This is a genomic window from Agarilytica rhodophyticola (genome assembly GCF_002157225.2).
Taxonomy (GTDB): Bacteria; Pseudomonadota; Gammaproteobacteria; order Pseudomonadales; family Cellvibrionaceae; genus Agarilytica; species Agarilytica rhodophyticola.
Map to the genome: position 1 here is coordinate 3,596,818 of NZ_CP020038.1, position 14,835 is coordinate 3,611,652.

Consider the following 14,835-nt stretch of genomic DNA (forward strand, 5'->3'; position numbering starts at 1 on the left):
ATTTTATGAGTCTTGAGTCAACTAAAGTCCAAGAAAGCCGAGTGGGTGATCGCTTTGCTGATTTCGTTTCACAACATAGAATATGGAAAAATCCGTTATTAATTGCGTGTATGGAGAACGAACTAGCTCTTAGCGATTATGGTTTTATAATATCTCAACATTTTTATTATTCTAGAGGTTTTACTCGGTTGCTGTCGGCGCTCATGGTAAGTTGTGATAATGATAAATATAGAGCTGAACTTTCCCACAATTTATGGGAAGAAGCAGGGGAGGAAGATCTAGAAAACCGCCATTCAAATCTCCTTAGGAAAATGCTGTCGAGGGTATTCGGGATTGATAATCCTGATGAAACAAAATTTAACGATTATACGACGAATTACTTTGATAATTGCCTGAAGTATTTGATCAGTAATGATGCAATTTCGAGTGCTTCATTTATGGGTTGGGGAACCGAAGGTATTGTAGAGAGACTGTATAGTATTTTCTTCGATGGTTTAGTAAATCTAGGTGTTCCAGAAGAAGAGTTAACGTATCTCAGCCTTCATATGGAGTGTGATGATGAACATGCGGAAATTATTGAAAACATTGCACTTGATCAGTGTGGACCCAAACTTGAGTACCATGCTGACAAGATTGAGCAAGCTATTGATAAAGCACTTAGTTTACGAGATAGCTATTTTCTCGCTATTTATAATGATTTAAATACTATGAAGTTAAGTGGTTTAGTCAAAAGTATAAAGCAGCCAAAGTTAGATATTGAGTTGCCAGCAACACTTAATCATCACGCTTCTTTAACACAAGCTGAAGGCGTCAAACTTTATAGTAGTGATCAACAAGATGAAGGGATAAAGTTTCATGTATCTAGGTTTGATTTAGGATGTGAAGTAATGGATCCTAGACTGTTAGAAATTGCGGTGGGCTCACGTAATGAGGTGCATCGTCACGCCCATGAATCTATATTCTATATTGTGTCAGGCCAAGGAAATATTCATATTGGAGATAAATCAATCGAGGCTAAAAAAGGAGACATTGTATACGTTCCTAGATGGGTGAGCCACTACAGCGAAAATATCGGTGAAGAGGCTCTCTGTATCTTTGCGATTACTGATTTCGGATTAACGAACCACTTCCCTAAAAACACAAATAACAGCTATAGAAAGAATAAAAATATGTAAACAATACGGCCTCTTTCTCGATAGGCTTGGATGAGGCTGTTCTTCCATATAAAAAACTCATGTTTTACTTCTTTATTATCCGAGTCCCTGCTGTCGTCAATTATTGATAAATAATTCGTACACTTTTAAATCACAATGACTTTTCATCATATGCCGATGCTCATTTTTATACTGTGTACTATTAATCATATACGTGACAAAAACTTTAATAAAAAACATTGACAGAGGGTACTATCATTTACGCGGCTAATATCTTATTCCGTATTGGCTCGTACAAGCTTTATTCTTGCGAACAAAATTTAAGCAAAGACAATATAAATGCCTATGTTTTTCATTACGACAATTTGCATTGTCGACAACATAACTTTGCTTCTATGACTATTTTAATTTTGTTTAAAACGGTTAGTATTAGATATAATTTTAAAAATAAATAGTGGAGAAATTTGATGCAACGAATTGGTTATACCGAAGTTCCAAGTGGTGTTTTTGATGCCATGATGCAAACAGAAGAATATTTAAAGTCTTCCGATATTGATTTTAAAACACTTGAGCTAATGCGCGTGCGTGTATCTCAGATAAATGGTTGTGCTTATTGTGTCGACATGCATTATAAGGAAGCTATAGCAGCAGGGGAGGAGCATCAACGTTTATACTCTCTCACATGCTGGCGGGAGGCACCGTACTATAGTGATCAAGAACGAGCAATACTAGCTTGGGCTGAAGCTATTACGGAAGTCAAAGATAATAGTAATGTAGGTATTAGCGAAGACTATAAAGAATTAGAATCATTCCTTTCAAAAAAAGAAATTGCCAACCTCACCTTAGCTATATCAGCGATAAATAGCTGGAACCGACTTATGATCGCTTTTGGATTTGAAGCGGGAAATTATGAAGTTTCAAAATAAGTGCTTTAAAATGAATTGCTATTACTAAGTAGCGGCAATTAAATAGTGGCGAGCAATTTATGTCGCCACGTATATCTTATTTTTAAAACACCATCTTAGCAAACTACTCCTTGCGTTATCACAAATGATTTAGTTCTTTTTCTATATAATGAGGCCTATATGAAACTTAATAGCTTATCCAAAGATGTTGGTTTAGAAAATTTAGTTATTTGCGATGAACATAACCAAAAAGCGACAATCATTGCAAAAAATCCTAAACTTCCATGTGTGATATATGGTGAAACAGGCACAGGAAAAGAAGAGTTTGCAAAGCTAGTACACAAACGTCGTGAAATAAATTTTGGTCGAACACCCTTTGTTTCTATAAATTGCGCCAATATAGACAACAATCTAGCATCATCACTGTTGTTTGGACATGTCAAAGGTTCATTTTCTGGCGCTGGAACAACCACGGAGGGTTTAATTGGCAAAGCTAATGGTGGAATTTTATTTTTAGATGAAATCCAAGCGTTATCATTCGAAACGCAGCAGCGAATGTTACGAGTACTGAATGATGGCAGTTACACTAAGTTGGGTGGAACAAAAACTTTATACTCAGAGTTTCAGGTAATTTGTGCAACTACTAAAGACTTAGATGAAGAAATCGAAAATAATCGCTTCTTGATTGATTTACGATCGCGCTTGCTTGGCATTGAAATTGAAATTAAGCCTCTGCGAAATCGTAAAGAAGATATTGCCAGGTTAATTGATATATTTTTCTCTAAAAATAATTTACACCTTGATGAACAAGAGTACAAACGCTTAGTAGGTATTTGTGAGAGTTATTATTGGCAAGGTAATATACGCCAATTATTTCATGTGCTAACTGCATGGGTTGCACTATGTGACGGAAATTTAGATGTCGATTTCTTTCCATCTTATAAGAGCATGTTTGCACCTAAAGAGAGTAGTGCTAAAATCGACAAACCTTATAATGAGATAATTGATATTGTTACTAGTGCAATATGTTTGAGTATGCCATTAAATGATGCATTAGAAAGAATTGAAAGTTTTATTTTGCGAAATGCAATTCGAGATAGTTATAATCTCACTGATGTCTATCAGGGAATGAAGCTCAGCCGTAATAATTTTTATATAAAACGACGAAAATACGGTTTAACAGATGAGCACAAACATGAAGAGCTATATTCTTAAACTATCAGGTATTCACAATGTTACCAGTGTATTTAATTTTTGGAAGTGTTTATGGAACAGCGGAGATGGTTGCCACAGAAACACTTAGTATTTTTGAAAATAATGGGCTTGCGGCAAGTATTCTCGATGAAAGTAATTGGCATTTAATAGAAGGTGAAGCTGCATTTGTTGCAATTATTACTTCAACTACTGGAGCTGGGGATCTTCCTGAAAATATAGAAAAATTTTATCAGCATTACTCAAAAAGTGAAGCGGGTCTGTTGAAAAAAATATCATATTCTGTGTTGGCTCTTGGAGACAGTAGTTACGGTAATACTTTTTGTATGGCAGGAAAACGTTTAGATGCACTTCTTGGGGAACTAAATGCAACACGTATTAAAGATCTCACTATGATCGATGCCTGTGAAGTGTTTGACCCAATGGAGGCCGCGGCGCCTTGGGCCGAAAAAATTTCTAGTATACTAGCAGATGAACTAATCGCTGAAGGTTCACTTTGATGTCCGATTTATATGACATGGTTATTATAGGTTCTGGGCACGCTGGACTTACTTTGGCAAAACAAATTCGTTTGCAATCTAAAAGTGCATCTATTGCCATCATAACTGCAGATGACGATGAAGTTTACGCCAAACCTATGCTTTCCAATGCATTTAATAAAAAGCTTGATCGTAAAAAGCTAGTTCAGCAAAAATTAAGTGATTGGTCTCAGAAAAGTAAGGTTGATGTTTTCTTGCAGTGTTCAGTTGTGGATATTGATTGTGATAATCGTATACTTACTACAGTTGAAAAGAAATTTTTATATCGAAATCTAATTTTTTGTGTTGGAGCAATTACTCGTTATCCTGAGACTTTGGATAGTGTCACACCCGGGGTTACGTGGCGTGGACTTAACACTTTAGATGATTATGTCGAACTGACTCGCTCTTTAAAAAAACCTAGTCAAGTTACTATTTTAGGTGCAGGGCTAATAGGCTGTGAGTTAGCCAATGATTTAGCATTATCAGGTCACAAGGTGGCGGTAATATCGAGTGATACACGACCGCTACAGCGTTATTTACCTAAGGCGCTCTCTCAAGCATTATTGGATAGTTTGAACGCTATCGGTGTCCAGTGGTTTTTGGATCAAGAAATCGAGGGAGTTAACGGTAACTGTATTGTCACAAACAGTTCTGAGTTACCAGTGAGTGATGTTTTTGTTGCAGCTACAGGCTTAAGTCCAAGGGTGGCACTTGCGAGTAAAATTGGTTTGCGAACTAATATAGGTATTGTTTGCAATAACTATATGCAAACCAGTAAACCAGGTATCTATGCGCTGGGGGATTGTGCCGAACAAAATGGAAAGCTACACATGTATATAGATGCGATTAATATTTCTGCTCGTGCATTAGCTAAGACCTTGACTGGTAACCCTACTGAAGTGAAAGTTCCTCCAATACCCGTGATTTTGAAAACACCTACATTTCCTTTATGTTTTTTACCAAAAGTTCAGGAAGGAGGAGAATGGAATATTAGTGGAACCGCACCTAATTTCTATGCAAAGTGTACAACAATGAGTAATGAATTAGTTGCATTTTCACTATCAGGCAAAGAGATGCTGCATTCACGTAAGCTTTTATCTCAGATTGTTTGATTTTTAGCTGCCGGTTGAATAACGGGTTGATATTCTACTTTCTCCATCAAAAAATCGATAAAAGCCCTTATATTTTTTTTCCTGGGATGTTCTTTTAGATGAGTTGCATACAATGTTGACTCGGTTAACCCTAGAATATTGGCATCCCATTCTGTAAAAACCTCACATAATGTTCCTTTTCGTAAATCCGATTTCACCATCCATTGGGGAATCATCAAATAACCTACACCTTGTTTCGCTGCTTCCAAAAGTGGATAACCACCAGTTGCACTCAGGTTTCCGCTGATATTAACTTTGATATGCTCGTCATTTTTATCAAACTTCCATGTAATGACTTGTCGACTGCGACTAACGCTTAGGCAATTATGATGTTTAAGATCACTCGGATGTTTTGCTTCACCATTTTTTTTAATATATGAAGGCGCGACCACTAGTGCCATAGTATTGAGCATTAGTGGACGAGCGACAAGCCTTGAATCCACAGGCCTACCTAGGCGAATACCGATATCATAGCGATCGCTATAAAGGTCAACTACTTGATTATTCAGCTCAATCTCAACCTTTAATTTTGGATGTAACGATAAAAATTCAGAAATGTTAGGTAAAACATACATCCTGCCGTAAGAGTCTAATACAGAAATGTTTAATCGACCTTCAATTTCGTCACTCGATCTTTTTATAGACTCGTTTAGTTGCAGTACGTTTTGTAGGATGAGGCAACTTTCTTTATAGTATTCTTCTCCAGCTTCCGTTAATTGAAGGGTTCGTGAATTTCTTTTTAACAATTGCGTATTCAATTCAGATTCTAAGCGAGATATTTGTCTTGATATGGAAGAAGACGCGACACCTAAAATATCACTGGCTTTTGTATAACTTCCGGATTCTACAACTTGGATAAAGATCTGCATTTGCCTAAACATTATTTTTCTCAAAATATATTGAAGCTTAATAAAAGTTTTAGTAAGAATAAGTATTTACATATTTTTACAAAACCAATTTCTACGGTAATATTTTTACTAATTTTATTTATATTAATGTATATTTTTTCGAATATTTCTTAGTCTTATAGTTCCCTTGATAAATTAATTATCATATAAATATCATATACTGGGTGCCAAATATTTAATTTTTTAAAAGTGAGGGGCTATGTTTGCCCTTATTTTGAAGAATTTTATTTATCTGTATAAAAGTGTGTCATATAGCTTTTAAATTCTATTACTTCAGTGTTGTCATTTTATGTATTTTTTCGGCATTTTTATTTCGTAATTTGAAAATGAATTGATCATTAAATACAATTTTTTAGGCCAAAAATAGATTTTCGGTGAAGTCAAATTATCCTAGCTTACCGAATCCACACTGTCCAGGTTTGGTTTTGTTATACAATGTATACACAGTAAATATTGTCTTAAATTGTTCATATTAATAATATAGGGTTGCATGTATTTAGCTGGTAACTAAACTAGTGAGTAAAAATGAATAGTCAGATATCGTCTAATAAATATCGATGCTTTTGTTTGATATCAATCAGGTGTCTAACTATATGTTCCTATTGATAGGTGAGTATGTTTTATATTGTGCCATTATCTTTAGGTCTATTATATAGCCAATTTTTAACAGATGATTCGGCGAAAGGAAGGGGAGGTTCTTTCATGTGACATTCTGGTTTATTCAGACGACCAGTAATATGCTGATATTGATCTTGTTATTGCTTTATTTTTAATCTTCCTGGCGGCGGCAGGCTATTTTGTAAGCGCAATTCTATTTTAGCGGTATATTTTAAATCTTGTCGGTTGCAAATAATGATCTTAAATTGTGTTAAATAACGTTATATTGTCATTCTGTTTTAAGCTACTAGGTTAAAAATAGAGTGCGTATTTTAAATACATAACACGCACTCCGAATAGGTAAAGCTTAAGCTAATGAGCGCTTTGGTGCTGTACGTATATGTGTGGAGTAGAGGGTTAGTCCTGTCATTGTCAAACCACCCACGAGGTTACCGAGGACTACGGGTAATTCATTCCAAATCAAGTAATCCATTATCGAAAAGTCGCCGCCTAATATGAGTGCTGAAGGGAACAAATACATATTAACTACAGAATGCTCAAAAGCCATGGCAAAGAAAAGCATAATAGGCATCCACATAGCAATAACTTTACCGCTTACAGAAGTAGAAATCATCGCACCTACAACGCCGAGAGATACCATCCAATTACATAAAATTCCTCTAACAAAAATAGTGAGCATTCCAGCTGCTCCATATTCTTTATAGCCCAATGTCCGCGCTTCTCCTATACCGGCAATCTTTATACCTACACCACTGGGTTCAACTGAAAAACCAAAGGTGAATATGATTGCCGTCATTAATGCAACCGTCAGTGCTCCTGCAAAATTACCAACAAATACTAGCCCCCAATTTCGCAATACACCACCGATGGTAACGCCAGGCCGCTTATCAAATAGCGCTAACGGTGCGAGTACAAAAACACCTGTTAATAAGTCGAAGCCCATTAAATAGAGTATGGAGAAACCTACAGGAAATAATATTGCCCCGATGATGGGGTAACCGGTTTGAACAGCAACTGTCACTGCAAAAACTGCGGCGATGGCTAGTGTCGCTCCGGCCATATATGCACGAATTAAGGTATCACGGGTGGCCATGAACACTTTGGCTTCTCCCGCGTCGACCATTTTGGTCACGAATTCTGATGGAGCTAAATAAGACATAAGGCATTCTCTCTGTAGTAGATATGGTGAGGTATAAAAGTGTAACTCCCGACCAAAGGTGCGATAGTTTTTTATTTTCTAGAGCAATGCATGTGCCATAACTATATAGAGATACATTAATTGCTGTTTGGCCGAGGAGGGTTAACTTGTTTTAGGTAAAAAGTAGCTAAAAATTAGGCTTTTTCGGAGGTTAAGCGGGAATATATTAAACTCGATATTAGCGTAATTATATGTTGATTTAATGTACGACGATGCGTTTGTTTGGTGCGCCAGTTGAGAATTCGATACATTTAGGTGCCAGTGTACGGAGTTTTTTTTAATATTTGCCCAACCATCTATTTTTAATGCCATTTTTTGGCTCAATAATATCTTCCATGTTAATTATCTCATAAGTACAACTGAAAATTGTATCGCATGTGAAATTTTTGATTAGTTATTTTTATAAATTTATACCTAAAGGCCTTTTTACACATTATTCAGCCGCTGTATAATGCCCTTAAAAATCTACAATGGTATGCTGAGTTTTCGATTTTTAAGGGCTTGCTAACTCTTGACTATTACTTTCTCTATACTTTGTTTTCCGCCAAAACTTTCTTTACATCTAGATGCATAGGCATAGTGGTATTAAGGTGATGCCATGCATTGTTAACAATGATTCGCTCAGCTCTATGACGAGAATTTATACCTCCAAACCAGTCAATTGAACCAATAAATTGTAGTACTTTTTCAAAGCCATCAGGAAACTCCACGACCGTCCCCAAAGTAAGGTATTCTATTGATTGGGCTTTTTTAATAAGATCATTATTATTTTCACCTGTAAGTACTTGTAAGGCAAGAGCGATACTAAGACAGCCTTTGGAGTGGCCGCCAATAGACTTTATTTGCCGCTTAGAGTCAGTGAGGAGCTTGTATAAAGTGCTAGAATCTGGACTTTTTTCTAAGGTTTCTTTCGCTTGTGCTTTATCTTTACGACTGCTTTCATTATCTAAACTTTGGTCTTTAGCCAATTCGCGATTGCTACCGCCAAGTGCAAACCATCCACCTAGGGCTTCACCCATCAAATCTGCTACTCCGTAACCAGCAACAATCGCCCCTACAGGCTCTTGGTAGTGATCAGCGAAGTTTCTTGCTAATGCAGCAGCACCTACATCTGAACTACCTACGCCTGCTATTGTATAACGCTGTAGCATTTTTCCTTTCGAGGCACTTAGATTATTAAAGTCAGAATGTTTACTGACACCCATATCCCTTGTGCCTGAGGGATGAACCACAAGAATAGATCCTTCTAAAGTTTTTTGTTGAATTAAAAATTCAAACTCTGTCGCTGTTAATGCTCCAACATCATAAAAACTCCAATCGGCCAATGCATTGTAGCTATTGGCCATGGTGGTAAGGTTATTGGGAATAAGCCCTGGCATTAAATTATTAATAATCATAGTTTACCTATTTATATGTACTTTTAAGCGTGTCTAAAAATTATAGAGCGAGCTGAGAATTTTTAATGCCAGTATGGGTTTTCATGTGACTATTTGAGGTGAGCCATAGAGCGATTTTGAAAATAGAAAAATTCTCTGCAAATTTGTTACTTAAAATTTAAATGAGTAATGGTCGTCGAAAATAGGTTTAATAGTTGTTCGTTTATCTGATGGTTTGCCGGGTTATAGTGGTGTCGATGGGGCTTTAAAAAGTCTCTTACGGCTTAGCATACTTTTCGGTACCTCTTGATGTTTTAATTTGTATTACTCGGTATTCAATTATGGTAACTCCATATACTAGATAAAGTCTTATCTATTGTTGCCATATAGCAAAAGTCATTTGCTATATGGCTTATTGTTGTTCACTTTATCAACTGTTAGCATTTTCCGGGTCACAAAAATATGTGTAAGAAGCAATTGTTTCCGATGTAATTGTATTGCTAGTGGTTGCTGCACGGAATTGTTAATTAGGTGTATGGGGTTCACATGAAGAAATTATGGTTATTTGCAGGATTAGTGGCGACTTTTTTAGGTACTTTAAGTATCACGGCTAATGCGGCAAAGGATGAAGGCTCGTATGACGATGCGATTGAGGCACGCCAATCTTTAATGCAGGTGTACAAATATTATTGGTTTACGCTAAACCAGATGTCAAAAGGTAAGATAAAATATGATGCTGAAATTGCCTCTATTGCAGCGGAAAGTCTGCTAGCTTCTGTACGTCTTGATCAAACGCATATGTGGCCAGAAGGCTCTCACAGTGAAAACCCCGCTAATCGCAAAAATACAACACTACCTGCATTTTGGAAGGCTTCGCCAGAAGATGTAGCCAAGGCGGATAAACGTATGCTCGATAGCGTGAGTGAAATTCAAAAAGTGGCAGGTCAAGGGCGTGAACAGTTGAAAGCGGCTATGAGAAAGGTGAATAGTGGCTGCAAGGGTTGCCATGATGACTATCGTAAAAAAGACGATTAAGATTACTTAGTTTATCGACCTTATATGTGATGAGGGGAGTTTTCACTAAAATGGAAACGTATGATTCTACAAAAAGCAACTCGCGAATCAAAGTGTGGGATATCTGGATTCGTTTGTTCCATTGGTCGTTTGCAATGAGTGTTTTATTTCTTCTTGTTAGTGGTGTAACCGGCTGGCGATTCTACGAATGGCATAGTCTTGTCGGTGAAATTGTATTGGCATTGTTGTTATTTCGCTTACTTTGGGGGTTGGTGGGGAGCAGCAATGCACTTTTATTTCCTTTATTAGTAAATCCATTAAAAGTATCTGTCCACCTAAAAGCACTAGCTAAAGGGCAAGTATATCCAGACCGAGGACATAATGTGGCAGGAGGAATAGCCGTACTTATTATTTTGGGAGTCGTCGGTTTTCAAGCATTTAGTGGCTTATTTATCGCAGACCGCGATGAAATGTTGGAGGGGCGCTTTTACAGCATGTTGTCAAGCGAACTCTCTCGTGAACTATTACAACTACACTATTTGTTTGCAACGATTATTCAAATAGCCGTTGTTATTCATGTGTTAATGGTGTTGTTTTATATGATACATCTCTCGCACAATTTGATAACACCTATGATGACAGGATGGATGCATTGGCCCGCGTCCGTACCGATACCGAAAGTGCTTTTTAGAACTTGGTGGCTAGGTTTTGTTCTTGCCGCAAGTAGCATTCTTGCTATAGGTTTTTTATTATCGTGGTGGTGACATGCTGTCGGTAATGAAATGATAGTTAGCTGATAAGACTTCTTCTTTGACCCAGTGGAAGTCTTGGGCTTAAAGTTGTTTTGTTCACATTACTGTTATTAAATCCTATGTGAGTATTAGTTCTACTAAAATTTACCGCTGATATCTCTATTCCAAATAAAATTTTTGTTATTAAATTAATTTGGATTTAAAAACCAAAGAACAATCTAGAAGTTTATTTTTTCGCTAAATGCTGTTGCTTTAATCTTAACTGTCTCGTCTCTTATGCGGGTTCGTAGATTCAAATAAAAAATGTTTCATGTTAATATCTTAAAAACACTATATTATGGGTATATTTATAATTTACCTAGTCACTTTTCAGTTATAATTTTTTAAAAAAATTCTCATATACTTATAAGGAAGAAGGTAGTTACTTCATTTCTACAATAAGAACGTTGTAGTCGAGACTAATCACCTGAATTAAATGTAATGGAAAATTAAGCATATTTATAAATATCCCTTGGGGTTAATATGTTACTCTGACTATATACGATGAAAACTATCGTATAGTGTGATAGAAGAATATGGTTACTGGCCGGATATATTTTTCTACATCAATACCTATAGCTAAAGTTTCATTTAATCTTTAATAATCGGGTTCGACTCCAGCTACGGCTTGTACTCACAACAATAATAGCAACTTATCCAAGCATATTAATTTTGAGTTACATGAGTGCGCCACAGAAAAACTTTTAAAATTCAAACACTTAGAAGAGATGTTGGAAAATCCCCCACAACCTGTTTACAAATCATGCGATTAAAGTCATAATATCCGTAACCAGTTACGGATATTATGACTTTAACCTTATCTGCCAATGAACGTTTCTATTTACTTACAAAGAGACTATTCGTTGTTTTCTGGTTAGCTAGATTGTAAGTTTGGCGATAAGAGGTTGCTTCATATTGAAGCCACTAAATTTTGGGAAAGTCTTATGAAAAGCTATTCTGAACTTGGGCAAATTGCTTTGGGGAGTGGGTTAAGAATTTTAGCCGATACTATTACCCAAGATGTCTCAGCAATTTATCGGTCGTTTAATGTGGATATTGATCCAAAATGGTTTCCGGTTTTTTATGTACTAGCCAGCAGTGACAGCGAGTCGATTGTGAATATTGCCAAAGAAATTGGCCATTCCCATGCATCAGTAAGTAAAATCGTGAAAGAGATGAAAACCGCTGGCCTTATTAATACCATTAAATCAGACAAGGACTCACGTGTAAGCATGCTAAGTTTATCGGCGAAGGGAAAGTCTATGGTGCCTTCTCTGTGCCGTCAGTGCGAGGCAATAGATAAAGTGTTAAGTGACCTGTTTAATGAGACGGGGATAGATTTATGGCAAGCTATAAAAACTACTGGAAGGCATATTAAATACCGTAGATTAAGCGATAGAGTGGAAGACCTTATTCAAGGCCGCAAAGCGGAAGAGATTCAAATAGTAGACTACGCGCCGCAATACCATCATGCGTTTAAGTCTCTGAACGAAGCATGGATCACCCAACATTGGGAGATGGAGCTTTCAGATTACAAGTCATTAGAAAATCCTGAACAAAATATTTTACAAAAAGGCGGGGCCATTCTTATTGGCTTGTATCAAGGAAAGCCCATTGCCAGTTGTGCGTTAATTAAAATGGATAATGAATGCTTTGAATTAGCCAAAATGGCGGTTGCAGCAGATCTTCGAGGTAAACGTATCGGTGAAAAAATCGGCCTTGCGACACTTCAAAGAGCTAAATTAATGGGGGCTAAGCGAGTCTATTTAGAGAGTAACTCAACATTAACTCCGGCCATCAGCTTATACAAAAAACTAGGCTTTGTGGCTGTCGATAAACAAGCGTCTCCCTATCAGCGATGCGATATCCAAATGGAGAGAATAATAGATTAAAAAATATTACGCAGGTATTTGTTGTTCATGAATTTCTAAATCTGCACTTTGCGCTAAACCGCTTTTTAAATACTCAATAAAACGTTCTGCCAGCGGGTGGTTGGCATTGTCAGGAATATAACTAGACACTGAGGTTTTTGGTAGGCTCGGCATGCCCTCACTGATCACTGGCATGCCGTCCAAAACTGCTGAGCGGGGCAGTACCGATAATCCTAAGCCTGCATAAATAGCTGACTGTACTGCGTGAACAGAATTGGCATCAATTGACACTTTCCACGACATTTTATTGGTTGCTAAGGCATCAAAGGCAATTTGCCGATAGCTACAAGGTGCATGCATAAGCACGAGTTCCAATGGTTCATCGTGGTTATTTTCTATGTTTAAAAAGCCAGTCCATACCAGCGCTTCTTGCCATAATACATGACCGTTTTTTCCTTCAGGACCGGCCAGCACAACATCTAGTTCGCCGCGCTCCAATGACTGCAGAATACTGCTACCAGAACCTAATACAATACTTAAATCGCACTTGGGGTGCACACGCCTGAACCTGGCCAACAGGTTATGGAGGTGCTGGGGCACTAAGTATTCGGCAAAGCCCACGCGCAAGACTGTTGGTGTATCTGTTGCGCTGACGGCTAATATTGCTTCATCTGATAATTCTATAATACGACGGGCATAGTCAATAAACTTTTCTCCGGCAGAAGTAAGCGTCATTACTCGGCTAGTTCTATTGAGCAGCTTACTGTTAAGGCGCTCTTCGAGTTTTGCTACTTGCAAACTAATGGCCGATTGGGAACGGTTGACGCGTTTGGCAGCAGCTGAAAAACCGCCTTCCTCTACGACAGCGATAAAAGATCTTAAACTGATAAGATCCGTATCCAATTGGAAGGAAGATCTATTTGAATTGCTCATAGGTACTATTTAAATTTCTAGTTTCACTTATCAATTAATGTTCGCCATAATTACTCATAGATAAGCAAATATCAATAAACAAAGCCGATTAATATACAGTTTCTCAGCAAAATCATTGCAACGGTTTTGAATTCACACAAGGTATTAAAACGATGAAGGCTATAGGTTATACAAAAGCAGGTCCTATTGACGCAGTAGATGCATTAGTTGAGTTTGACGCTCCTGAACCAACGATTGGTGATAATGATTTATTAGTAGAAGTGCGCGGTATCTCGGTGAATCCTGTGGATACCAAAGTGCGCGAAAAGATGGCGCCGACAGAAGGTGAGACGAAAATTATTGGTTATGATGCCGCCGGTGTTGTTAAACACGTTGGCAGTAAGGTGAGCCTATTTAATGTGGGTGACGAAGTTTTTTATGCCGGCGATCTCACTCGCGCTGGCACCAATTCAGAACTACACGTTGTTGATGAACGAATTGTGGGTAAAAAACCTAGCTCTCAAAGCTTTGCCAATGCTGCAGGCCTTCCACTGACATCCATTACCGCTTGGGAAATGTTATTTGATTCTTTTGCGCTTAAGGAAGGAGAGGGTAAGGGAAAAAGCCTATTAATTATAGGTGCAGCTGGTGGTGTTGGTTCAATACTTATTCAATTGGCAAAAGCGCTGACCGATTTAACCGTTGTTGCCACAGCTTCTCGTGAGGAGACCCGTGAGTGGGTGAAAAAAATGGGCGCTGATCATGTCATTGATCATCGCGAACCGTTACCTCAGCAGATGCAAGAGTTGGGTATTGAGCCTGAGTATGTCGCCTCATTAACCGCATCCGATAGTCATTTCGACGCTATTATTGAGCTGATCAAACCCCGTGGGCATGTAGTACTTATAGATGATCCACAACCTTTGAATATTAATGCGATGAAAACCAAAGCCCTTAGTTTCAGTTGGGAATTTATGTTTACTCGTTCTATGTTTAAAACGGAAGATATGATTGAACAACATCATTTACTCAATCGTGTAGCTTCTCTAATCGATGAAGGTAAATTGATATCCACTGTGACCCGTAATATGGGTAAAATAAGTGTAGAAACACTGAAAGAAGCCCATGTGCTGCAAGAAAGTGGCCGCTCATGTGGTAAAAATGTTCTTGAAGGTTATAGCCAGTAAGATATACGCGTATTTCT

At 37.6% G+C, this 14,835-nt stretch carries 13 protein-coding genes; 9 read left to right on the top strand and 4 right to left on the bottom strand.

The genetic code is table 11. The annotated features are described in order from the left end of the window. Positions 1–5: 5 nt before the first annotated feature. The 5 genes from BVC89_RS15030 to BVC89_RS15050 all read left to right on the top strand — a co-directional run bounded on the left by BVC89_RS15030 (position 6) and on the right by BVC89_RS15050 (position 4,904). On the top strand, positions 6–1,175 hold the full coding sequence (locus BVC89_RS15030) for an iron-containing redox enzyme family protein (RefSeq protein WP_086931978.1): 1,170 nt from the start codon (positions 6–8) through the stop codon (positions 1,173–1,175). A gap of 446 nt (positions 1,176–1,621) precedes the next feature. Next, on the top strand, positions 1,622–2,080 hold the full coding sequence (locus BVC89_RS15035; RefSeq protein ID WP_086931979.1) for a carboxymuconolactone decarboxylase family protein: 459 nt from the start codon (positions 1,622–1,624) through the stop codon (positions 2,078–2,080). Between the two features lie 159 nt (positions 2,081–2,239). Beyond that, a complete protein-coding gene (locus BVC89_RS15040; protein ID WP_086931980.1) occupies positions 2,240–3,274 on the top strand; it encodes a sigma 54-interacting transcriptional regulator in 1,035 nt (344 codons plus the stop codon). Positions 3,275–3,291: 17 nt separating this feature from the next. Further along, positions 3,292–3,771: a flavodoxin domain-containing protein gene (locus tag BVC89_RS15045; protein ID WP_086931981.1), complete on the top strand. Its 480-nt coding sequence runs from the start codon at positions 3,292–3,294 to the stop codon at positions 3,769–3,771. Beyond that, positions 3,771–4,904 carry an NAD(P)/FAD-dependent oxidoreductase gene (locus tag BVC89_RS15050; protein WP_086931982.1) on the top strand — a complete coding sequence of 378 codons (1,134 nt, stop codon included), beginning with the start codon at positions 3,771–3,773 and terminating at the stop codon, positions 4,902–4,904. The genes BVC89_RS15045 and BVC89_RS15050 overlap by 1 nt, the downstream gene beginning before the upstream one ends. Here the strand turns inward: BVC89_RS15050 and BVC89_RS15055 are convergent. From BVC89_RS15055 to BVC89_RS15065, 3 genes are all read right to left on the bottom strand, one after another. After that, positions 4,892–5,824, bottom strand: coding sequence for a LysR family transcriptional regulator (locus BVC89_RS15055; protein ID WP_086931983.1), 933 nt, complete (start codon positions 5,822–5,824; stop codon positions 4,892–4,894). The genes BVC89_RS15050 and BVC89_RS15055 overlap by 13 nt on opposite strands. Positions 5,825–6,815: 991 nt before the next feature. Next, positions 6,816–7,628 carry a formate/nitrite transporter family protein gene (locus tag BVC89_RS15060; RefSeq protein ID WP_086931984.1) on the bottom strand — a complete coding sequence of 271 codons (813 nt, stop codon included), beginning with the start codon at positions 7,626–7,628 and terminating at the stop codon, positions 6,816–6,818. 566 nt (positions 7,629–8,194) lie between these two features. Further along, positions 8,195–9,064, bottom strand: coding sequence for a hypothetical protein (locus BVC89_RS15065; protein ID WP_086931985.1), 870 nt, complete (start codon positions 9,062–9,064; stop codon positions 8,195–8,197). A 525-nt stretch (positions 9,065–9,589) separates the two neighbouring features. On the opposite strand from BVC89_RS15065, the gene BVC89_RS15070 reads away from it, so the two are divergent. From BVC89_RS15070 to BVC89_RS15080, 3 genes are all read left to right on the top strand, one after another. Next, on the top strand, positions 9,590–10,078 hold the full coding sequence (locus BVC89_RS15070) for a c-type cytochrome (protein WP_086931986.1): 489 nt from the start codon (positions 9,590–9,592) through the stop codon (positions 10,076–10,078). A gap of 50 nt (positions 10,079–10,128) precedes the next feature. Next, complete coding sequence (locus BVC89_RS15075) at positions 10,129–10,821, top strand: cytochrome b/b6 domain-containing protein (protein ID WP_158657966.1); 693 nt, start codon at positions 10,129–10,131, stop codon at positions 10,819–10,821. A gap of 971 nt (positions 10,822–11,792) precedes the next feature. Beyond that, entirely contained in the window at positions 11,793–12,740 is a 948-nt protein-coding gene (locus BVC89_RS15080; protein ID WP_086934630.1) for a bifunctional helix-turn-helix transcriptional regulator/GNAT family N-acetyltransferase, read from the top strand. Between the two features lie 6 nt (positions 12,741–12,746). Here the strand turns inward: BVC89_RS15080 and BVC89_RS15085 are convergent, their stop codons facing one another. Continuing rightward, positions 12,747–13,652, bottom strand: a complete 906-nt coding sequence (locus tag BVC89_RS15085; protein WP_086931988.1) for a LysR family transcriptional regulator — start codon at positions 13,650–13,652, stop codon at positions 12,747–12,749. 152 nt (positions 13,653–13,804) lie between these two features. Between BVC89_RS15085 and BVC89_RS15090 the strand changes: the two genes are divergently transcribed. Next, positions 13,805–14,818, top strand: coding sequence for a zinc-binding alcohol dehydrogenase family protein (locus BVC89_RS15090; RefSeq protein ID WP_086931989.1), 1,014 nt, complete (start codon positions 13,805–13,807; stop codon positions 14,816–14,818). Positions 14,819–14,835: the final 17 nt, after the last annotated feature.

Excerpts from the sequence above, each read along its gene's own strand:
- BVC89_RS15030 (WP_086931978.1), top strand. The coding sequence starts at position 6 with ATGAGTCTTGAGTCAACTAAAGTCCAAGAAAGCCGAGTGGGTGATCGC.
- BVC89_RS15035 (WP_086931979.1), top strand. The coding sequence starts at position 1,622 with ATGCAACGAATTGGTTATACCGAAGTTCCAAGTGGTGTTTTTGATGCC.
- BVC89_RS15040 (WP_086931980.1), top strand. The coding sequence starts at position 2,240 with ATGAAACTTAATAGCTTATCCAAAGATGTTGGTTTAGAAAATTTAGTT.
- BVC89_RS15045 (WP_086931981.1), top strand. The coding sequence starts at position 3,292 with ATGTTACCAGTGTATTTAATTTTTGGAAGTGTTTATGGAACAGCGGAG.
- BVC89_RS15050 (WP_086931982.1), top strand. The coding sequence starts at position 3,771 with ATGTCCGATTTATATGACATGGTTATTATAGGTTCTGGGCACGCTGGA.
- BVC89_RS15055 (WP_086931983.1), bottom strand. The coding sequence starts at position 5,824 with ATGTTTAGGCAAATGCAGATCTTTATCCAAGTTGTAGAATCCGGAAGT.
- BVC89_RS15060 (WP_086931984.1), bottom strand. The coding sequence starts at position 7,628 with ATGTCTTATTTAGCTCCATCAGAATTCGTGACCAAAATGGTCGACGCG.
- BVC89_RS15065 (WP_086931985.1), bottom strand. The coding sequence starts at position 9,064 with ATGATTATTAATAATTTAATGCCAGGGCTTATTCCCAATAACCTTACC.
- BVC89_RS15070 (WP_086931986.1), top strand. The coding sequence starts at position 9,590 with ATGAAGAAATTATGGTTATTTGCAGGATTAGTGGCGACTTTTTTAGGT.
- BVC89_RS15075 (WP_158657966.1), top strand. The coding sequence starts at position 10,129 with ATGGAAACGTATGATTCTACAAAAAGCAACTCGCGAATCAAAGTGTGG.
- BVC89_RS15080 (WP_086934630.1), top strand. The coding sequence starts at position 11,793 with ATGAAAAGCTATTCTGAACTTGGGCAAATTGCTTTGGGGAGTGGGTTA.
- BVC89_RS15085 (WP_086931988.1), bottom strand. The coding sequence starts at position 13,652 with ATGAGCAATTCAAATAGATCTTCCTTCCAATTGGATACGGATCTTATC.
- BVC89_RS15090 (WP_086931989.1), top strand. The coding sequence starts at position 13,805 with ATGAAGGCTATAGGTTATACAAAAGCAGGTCCTATTGACGCAGTAGAT.